At 71.2% G+C, this 1,864-nt stretch carries 1 protein-coding gene and 1 pseudogene; both read right to left on the bottom strand.

Annotation, left to right across the window (positions count from 1 at the left end):
* Nucleotides 1-1,314: YibE/F family protein (locus AC5RUJ_RS15495; RefSeq protein WP_494156157.1), on the bottom strand; the 1,314-nt coding region annotated here is incomplete at its 3' end.
* A gap of 3 nt (nt 1,315-1,317) precedes the next feature.
* A pseudogene (locus AC5RUJ_RS15490) lies at nt 1,318-1,864 on the bottom strand (GNAT family N-acetyltransferase); the annotation flags it as partial.

Here is a 1,864-nt window from a genome sequence, read left to right as displayed (position 1 = left end):
GGCGGCCACGTCAGGCCCCCGTACCCCCGCGTCGGGATCGCCGGCGGCTCCGGCCATGAGGTGCCGGGGGCCTGACCGCTCCCCCGCCGCCACCGGACCACGGATGCCGGTGGCCTTGACCACCAGCACCGCAATCAACGTGGTGATCGGGATGGCCAGGACCAGGCCGATGGATCCGACCAGGGTGCGCACAATCTCCTCGGCCAGTTCCCCGCTGGTCAACGTGGCGAACAGCGGCCGGTCGTGCAGCGACACCAGGATCAGTACCGGAAGGGACGCGCCGGCGTAGGCGAAGGCAATGGTGTAGACGGTGGAGGCGATGTGGTCCCGCCCCACGCGCATGGCCCCGGTGAACAGGCGCCTGGCAGAGGCACCGGGAGCCAGTTCGTACATCTCCCACACCGCCGACGACTGGGTGATGGTGACGTCGTTGAGCACGCCCAGTCCGGAGATGATCAACCCGCACATGATCAGCCCGGAGACGGAGAGGCTGCCGCCCAGATTGATCAGCTGGTAGGTGTAGTCGTCGTCCACGCCGGTCAGGTAGGCGGCGTCGGTGGCCCAGGCCGCCAGCAGGGCGGTCACGCCCAGGCCGAACAGGGTGCCCAGCAATGCGGTGGACGTGCGGGCGGAGAATCCGTGGGCGAAGTAGAGCACCCCGACCATGATGACCACCGAGCCGATGAGCGCCAGCAGCAGCGGCGGCTTGCCTTCCATGAGGCCCGGCAGGATGAACTGCGCCAGGACCAGGAAACCGCCCGCCAGTCCGAGCATCGCGCGGAAGCCGCGCCAGCGGGCCACGGCCACCACGACCAGGGCGTAAAGCACGGCCAGCAGCACCATGGGGACGCTGCGCACGAAGTCCACGAAGACGTAGGCCCCCTCCTGCCCGCCCATGACGCCGGAGAGATTCAGGTAGCGGATGGTGTCGCCGGCCTCGACGCCGCGCGAGGCCGCGATCTCCGGCGTGATCTCCACGGGCAGCGGCGAGCCGCCGGCGTCGGGCTGGGTGTAGGCGACCAGGCACTCCTGTGCTTCCATGCCGGCGTCCACCGCCGCCTGCGAGGTGGGGCAGTCTTCCAGCTCCACCCTCTGCACGGTGCCGACGTCGAACGTCACCCCGGGCGCCGCGGCATAGGGATCGGGGACATCGGCTCCGGCTCCGTCCCCGGAGGGCCAGAGCAGGATCATGCCCACCAGGGTCAGGACGGTGACCGGCAACAGGATGGCCGCCAGGAGCAGGTTGGCCCGCCGCCGCGCGGCGAGTGCGGCGGCGCCGGGCGTGGAAGTCCCGTGGCTGTGGCTGTGCCCCATCCGTCAGTCGCTGACGATGGAGGTTTCCGGACCCAGCTGGCGCGCGAGACCGGAGTCCAGCAGCGGCTGCAGCACGGCCAGCACAGCGGTCATCGAGTCGTCCACCTCCAGCTGCACCGGGTACTGCGCCACCAGCATGGCCAGCAGCGCCCGCACCGCGGCCTCGGCGTCCTCGGCCGGCAGCGCGGTGTCGTATCCCAGCAGCACGTCCGCCGGGGCGTCCGTGCGCTCGTGCGTGTAGCTGACGGCGAAAGCCTGGATGGTGCCGCCGTCGGACTTGGGCGCGCTGCGCAGCACCACCGCTCCGCCGGCCCCCGCGCTCTCGCTCAGCAGCATCTGCTGGGCGCGTCCCACGGTCATGTCCGCGCGGTCCCACACGTGCACCGAGTTGTAGAAGTCGGCCACGGCCCGGGTCAGTTCCACCGACCCGGTGGCCGCCTCCTCCAGTTGCGGACCGGTTTCCCCGAGGTCGGGCAGCGGCAGCGCGCCGGGCGAGATCAGCACCACGCGCGAGCTCTGGATCTGGGTCAGGCCGGCGGCCCGGGCGAAG

The organism is Arthrobacter sp. Y3223164 (assembly GCF_059091005.1).
This window is presented reverse-complemented; position numbering and strand designations above follow the sequence as displayed.